Raw genomic sequence first — 5,939 nt, 5'->3', positions numbered from 1 at the left:
GGTCGGGGTCGGGGTGGTCGTGCTCGGGGCCTTCGGGGCCGGGTGGGCCGTCTACGCGAAGCTCGACGGGAACATCACGCCGGACGACGCCGCCGCGGCCGAGCTGGCCCGGTACGAGAAGGAACGGCCGACCGCCCTCGTGAAGGGGGCGCAGAACATTCTGCTGATCGGGTCCGACTCGCGGTCCGGGGACGGGAACGCCGAGTACGGGCGGGACTCGGGGACCGAGCGGTCGGACACGACGATCCTGTTGCATCTGGCGGCCGACCGGCGAAGTGCCACCGCGGTGTCGTTGCCACGGGATCTGATGGTGGACGTGCCGGGGTGTCTGCGGCCGGACGGGACGCGGACCGAGCCGATGTTCGCGATGTTCAACTACGCGTTCCAGGTGGGGGGTTCGGGGTGCACGATCCGGACCGTGGAGAAGCTGACGGACGTGCGGATCGACCATCACATGGTGGTGGACTTCCATGGGTTCAAGGACATGGTCGATGCCGTGGACGGGGTGGAGGTGTGCCTCAAGGCTCCCATTCGGGACAAGGCCGCCAAGTTGCGGCTGCCGGCGGGCAAGGTGACGCTCGACGGGGAGCAGGCGCTCGGGTACGTGCGGGCGCGGAAGTCGCTGGGGAACGGGAGTGACACCGACCGGATGGACCGTCAGCAGCGGTTCCTGGGGGCGCTCGTAAACAAGGTGCAGAGCGACGATGTGCTGTTCAATCCGGCGAAGTTGTATCCGGTGCTGGACGCGGCCACCTCGTCCCTGACGACCGATCCGGATCTCGCGAGTCTGCGCGGGCTGTACGAACTGGTGCGCGGCGTACGGGACATCCCCACCGAACATGTGCAATTCCTTACCGTTCCACGGGAGTCGTACATCTACAACGCGAATCGCGACCAACTCGTGGAGCCCGAGGCCGAAAAGCTGTTCGCCCGGATTCGCATGGACGCTACGGTCGCGGTGGCCGGGGAAGTTCCCGAAGTTCCGCGGGATTCCGGTGCAAACGCCCTTAATCCGGCGGGTGGTTCGGGGGCCACGCCCGCGCCCACGTTTCGCGGGAACACCGCCGCCGAGGACGGCTGCGGGTAAAGCGCGCACCAAGTCGACGAACTTCTGTTCCGAAAAATAGGGCGGATTGACCGGTTGTAGGGACGTGGAATTTGTCACCGCCGTCACTTGACGCTCAACTGGACGGATAGTGTGAGCGATCCGGTGTGCCGTGTGCTTGGGCGCCGGATGAACGAGACCCGAGCGCCTGAAGGGGGAAGGCGCCGCGTGGCCCCGACGGAGGATTCGGTAAACCGTGGACGCGCAAGGCCGTGGGCGGGCGGACAACATCGACCCCGCAGACCAGTGGGTAATCAATCCGAACACTGGCGAATACGAACTGCGACTGACTCCTTCCACACCGCAGTCAGCGGTGCCGGGGCCCCGTAGAGCCACTGTGCGCAACAGCACGGTGGCTCCGGAGCGGGAGACGGTCCCGAAGAGCCCCGGGCGTGAGGTGCCCGCGCCGCGCAGACGGCGGGGCGCGCCCGAGGAACCACCGGCCCGGCGCGGTCGCCGGCCGGTGAAGAAGAAGGCCAAGGGCAAGAAGATCCTGATGTGGACCGGCGGCGGTCTGGCCTTCGTGCTGGTCGCCGTCTCCGCGGCCGCGTACCTCTACATCCAGCACCTCAACGACAACATCACGACCGCCTCGGACGACGGCGCGAGCACCGGTGGCTTCAGCAAGGGCAAGGCCATCAACCTGCTGGTGATCGGCACCGACAAGCGCACGGGCGCGGGCAACGAGGGCTACGGCGACGCAGGCAGCGTCGGCCACGCGGACACCACGATCCTGCTGCACGTGTCCAAGGACCGCTCGAACGCGACCGCGCTCAGCATCCCCCGTGACCTGATCACCGACGTACCGGACTGTCCTACGACCCAGTCGGACGGCACGACCAAGGTCATCCCGGGTTCGACGAGCGTCCGCTTCAACACCAGCCTCGGCCAGTCAGGCCGTACGCCCAGCTGCACCGTGCGGACGGTCACCGAGCTGACCGGGATCCAGCCGGACGACTTCATGGTGGCCGACTTCAACGCCGTGAAGACGCTGACGGACGCGGTCGGCGGGGTCGAGGTCTGTCTCGCGAAGAACATCGACGACTCGGACTCGCATCTGAAGCTGTCCAAGGGCACGCACAATCTCACGGGCGAGCAGGCGCTGGCCTTCGTGCGGACCCGGCACTCGGTCGGGTTCGGCGGTGACCTGAGCCGGATCACGCTGCAACAGCAGTTCCTCAGCGCGCTGATGCGGAAGCTGAAGTCCAACTCCACGCTCACCAACCCCTCGAAGATGCTGAAGCTGGCGGAGGCCGGCACCAAGGCGCTGACCGTCGACTCCAACCTCGACACCATCGGCAAGCTGAAGGACCTCGGTCTCGAGCTGGGCAAGCTCAACCCGAAGAACCTGACGTTCACCACCGTGCCGGTCGTCGACAACCCGGCGGAGAAGACCCCGGTGACGGTCGTCCTCAACAACACGACCGCCCCCCAGGTGTTCTCGCTGATCAAGAGCGACACCTCCTTCACCGCGGTCAAGCAGAAGGCCGCGAAGGAGAAGGCCGCCGTGGCCGCCCGGCTCAAGGGCACCAAGTCCGCCGCCTCCGCGGTGCGGGTGCGGATCCTCAACGGAGGGGCCGACGCCGGCAGCGCACAGGAAACTCTTACGTGGCTGCAGAATGATGAGGGCGTGCTCAAGTCCGAGAACGCGGGCAACGCTCCGGCGGCGCTCGCGAAGACGACCCTCGAGTACGCACCCGACCAGGCGGACCAGGCTCGACGGCTCGCCGCCATCATGGGCCTCTCGGGGTCCGCGATGAAGCCGGGCAAGAGTGTGATCAACTCCCAGGGGCTGCCGGCGATAACGCTGACTCTGGGCAAGGACTTCAAGGGAGCCGGCGTTCCGCTCACCTCGACCGCGGGGTCGACGCCGGAGGGGGTCCAGAAGTCCACGGCGGACAAGGTTGAGTGCGCCAAGTAAGTGACCACACGGGTCCGTTCCGCGTCTAACGGGACGCGGGGCGGACCCGTGCGTCAAGGGCGCGTCGTGGGAGGGGTGGGGACTTGACTCGGAGCAGCGTGCGTGGGGAGGGGCCGGCGGTTGAGGACACGATGTCGCTCACGCCGGCGGACGGAAAGAGACCGGCGGACAAGAAGGGCTCGGCGGACGACGACGGGGGCAGACGCAAGGGCCGTAGACGCCGGGTGCTGCGCTGGTCGGCGATCGTCCTCGCGGTGGTCATAACCGGGACGGCCGGCGCCGGATATCTGTACTACGAGCACCTCAACCGCAACATAAACAAGGACCCCCTGTACATCGGGGACGAGAAGGACCGGGCGGCCGAGTCCAAGGCCAACGCGGCCGGGCAGAAGCCGTTGAACATCCTGCTGATCGGTTCGGACGCGCGGGACTCCGCGGAGAACCAGAAGCTCGGCGGCGCGAAGGACACCTTCGGGACCCCGGCCCGCGCCGACGTCCAGATGCTGCTGCACGTCTCGGCGGACCGCACCAACATGTCGGTCGTGAGCATGCCGCGCGACACGTTGACGGACATCCCCAAGTGCACGGACCCGGACACCGGCAAGACGTACGCGGCCGAGACGGACGTCATCACGAACGACTCGCTGGGCCGCGGCGGCCCCGGTTGCACGGTGGCGACCTGGGAGAAGCTGACCGACATCCACATCGACCACTTCATGATGGTCGACTTCTCGGGTGTGGTGTCGATGGCGGACGCGATCGGCGGGGTGCCGGTCTGCGTGGACGCCAACATCTACTCGCACACCTCCTCCGGCAAGGGCTCGGGCCTGAAGCTGAAGAAGGGCACCACGTCCATCAAGGGCCAGCAGGCCCTGCAGTGGCTGCGCACGCGCTACGGCTTCGAGGACGACACCGACATCGCCCGCACCAAGGCGCAGCACCAGTACATGAACTCGATGGTCCGCCAGCTGCGCGAGAACGCCACGCTGAGCAACCCGACCGAGCTGCGCAGCCTCGCCGAGACGGCCACGAAGGCGATCACGGTCGACAACGGTCTCGGGACGGTCGCCAAGCTCTACGACCTGAGCAAGGAACTGAAGAAGGTTCCGACCGGCCGGATCACCATGACGACGATGCCGTGGGAGTACTCGGGCAGCAGCGGCCGGGTGGTGCCCAAGGCGACCGACGCGGAGCAGCTGTTCCGGCTGGTCCGTGAGGACATCGCGCTGGACGGCAAGGACAAGAAAAAGACGACGACGACCCCGGTGAAGGCGTCGACCGATCCGGCCGCCGCCGACGACAAGATCGCCGTACAGGTGGAGAACGGCACCCGTACCAGCACGACGAGCGCGGTACGCGGGCGGGCGACGGCGGTGGCCGGGCTCCTCGTCGGCAAGGGCTTCAAGGAGGCGGTGGCGGACTCGTCGACGGCCCCCAGCGAGGCCACCACGGTCGTCCGCTATCCGAGCGCCGATCTGGAGGGCGACGCCCAGCGGGTCGCCAAGGCGCTCGGCATCCCGACGAGCGCGGTGAAGAAGTCGACGAGCGTCTCCGGGGTCACCCTGGTCGTCGGCGCGGACTGGAGCACGGGCACGAAGTACAAGGCCCCGGCCGCGGACGACACGACACCGACGTCGGCGGACGCCCTCAACGGCTCGGACACCACGGCCTGTATGCACGTCGACCCGAACTACGTCTGGTCGTAGTCCGGGTCGTCGTTCTCCGTGGCGGTGCTCAGCTGTTGGACGGGCTGAGCACCGCGGGCCGCCGGGACGCGATCACCCTGCGCGCAAGGGACTTGGGGCTGGTGAGGAAGCCGAAGCCCCACGACATGTGCATGGTGGCGAGGGCGACGGGGATCTGCAGGCGGGCCTTCAGCGACAGGCCCTTGCCCGCCGGGAGCGAGCCGAGCGCGATCGCCGCGAGGTAGCCGCCGGGGATCAGGAAGCCCCACGGGGTCAGGGCGGCACCGACCACGATCCCGGCCGCGATCGCGCACACGGCGGTCGGCGGGGCGAGGTAGCGCAGGTTGATGGAGCCCTCGTGGTAGCGGGCGACGACGTGCCGCCAACGGCCGTAGTCCTTGTACTGCTTGGCGAGCGCCTTCACGCTCGGCCTCGGGCGGTACGACACCTTCAGCTCCGGCGAGAACCAGATCAGGCCGCCGGCCTCGCGGATGCGGAAGTTCAGCTCCCAGTCCTGGGCGCGGATGAACTCCTCGTTGTAGCCGCCCTGTTGCTCCAGCGCCTCGCGCCGGAACACCCCGAGGTAGACCGTCTCGGCGGAGCCTGCTTCCCCTCCCGTGTGGAAGGCCGCGTTGCCCACGCCGATCTTCGAGGTCATCGCGGCGGCGACCGCGTCCTCCCAGGCGTTCTCGCCCTCGGCGTGCATGATGCCGCCGACGTTCTGCGCGCCGGTCTCCTCCAGGAGCCGTACGGCGGTGGAGATGTAGTTCGGCGAGAGCATGCCGTGGCCGTCGACGCGGACGACGATCGGATGGCGGGAGGCCTTGATCGCGGCGTTGAGGGCGGCGGGCGTGCGGCCGGCCGGGTTCGGGACCGTGTGCACACGGGGGTCTTCGCGTACGAGCTGGGCCGCGATCTCGTCCGTGCGGTCCTTCGAGGGACCGAGGGCGAGCACGACCTCCATCTCGCCGGCGTACTCCTGCGCGAGGATCGCTTGGACGGCTCCGCGCAGATGCCGCTCCTCGTCGAGGACGGGCATGATCACAGAAACGGCGGGGAGTCGCACGTCGGGCTTGGCGTTCATAGGGGGCTCACGTTACCGCGAACGGGGGACACGGACGCGCCCCGCCCGGGCGGCTGCGGCGGTATCAGATCGTATGGGCCTACGGTGCTCAAGATCCCACGTACGGCCCTCGCGGAGGTGTCCCCCATGCCCACGCCGCCCCGC

The 5,939-nt window shown here is 68.2% G+C and carries 4 protein-coding genes; 3 read left to right on the top strand and 1 reads right to left on the bottom strand.

What is annotated here, in order from left to right; translation table 11 throughout:
• From JHN45_RS49840 to JHN45_RS49830, 3 genes are all read left to right on the top strand, one after another.
• Positions 1–1,087, top strand: a 1,087-nt coding sequence (locus JHN45_RS49840; protein WP_236584985.1) for an LCP family protein, incomplete at its 5' end; no start/stop codon positions are given.
• 214 nt (positions 1,088–1,301) lie between these two features.
• Positions 1,302–3,026 carry an LCP family protein gene (locus JHN45_RS49835; RefSeq protein ID WP_201056087.1) on the top strand — a complete coding sequence of 575 codons (1,725 nt, stop codon included), beginning with the start codon at positions 1,302–1,304 and terminating at the stop codon, positions 3,024–3,026.
• Positions 3,027–3,157: 131 nt separating this feature from the next.
• Entirely contained in the window at positions 3,158–4,732 is a 1,575-nt protein-coding gene (locus tag JHN45_RS49830; RefSeq protein ID WP_201056085.1) for an LCP family protein, read from the top strand.
• Between the two features lie 28 nt (positions 4,733–4,760).
• On the opposite strand, the gene JHN45_RS49825 is transcribed toward JHN45_RS49830, so the two are convergent.
• On the bottom strand, positions 4,761–5,795 hold the full coding sequence (locus JHN45_RS49825) for a glycosyltransferase family 2 protein (RefSeq protein ID WP_200717050.1): 1,035 nt from the start codon (positions 5,793–5,795) through the stop codon (positions 4,761–4,763).
• Positions 5,796–5,939 lie beyond the last annotated feature (144 nt).

The organism is Streptomyces sp. MBT53 (genome assembly GCF_016654115.1).
GTDB lineage: Bacteria > Actinomycetota > Actinomycetes > Streptomycetales > Streptomycetaceae > Streptomyces.
The sequence above is the reverse complement of the archived record's forward strand: the minus strand, read 5'-3'. Positions and strand labels throughout refer to the sequence as shown.

Coding starts and splice junctions, on each gene's coding strand:
- JHN45_RS49830 (WP_201056085.1), top strand. CDS start 3,158: ATGTCGCTCACGCCGGCGGACGGAAAGAGACCGGCGGACAAGAAGGGC.
- JHN45_RS49825 (WP_200717050.1), bottom strand. CDS start 5,795: ATGAACGCCAAGCCCGACGTGCGACTCCCCGCCGTTTCTGTGATCATG.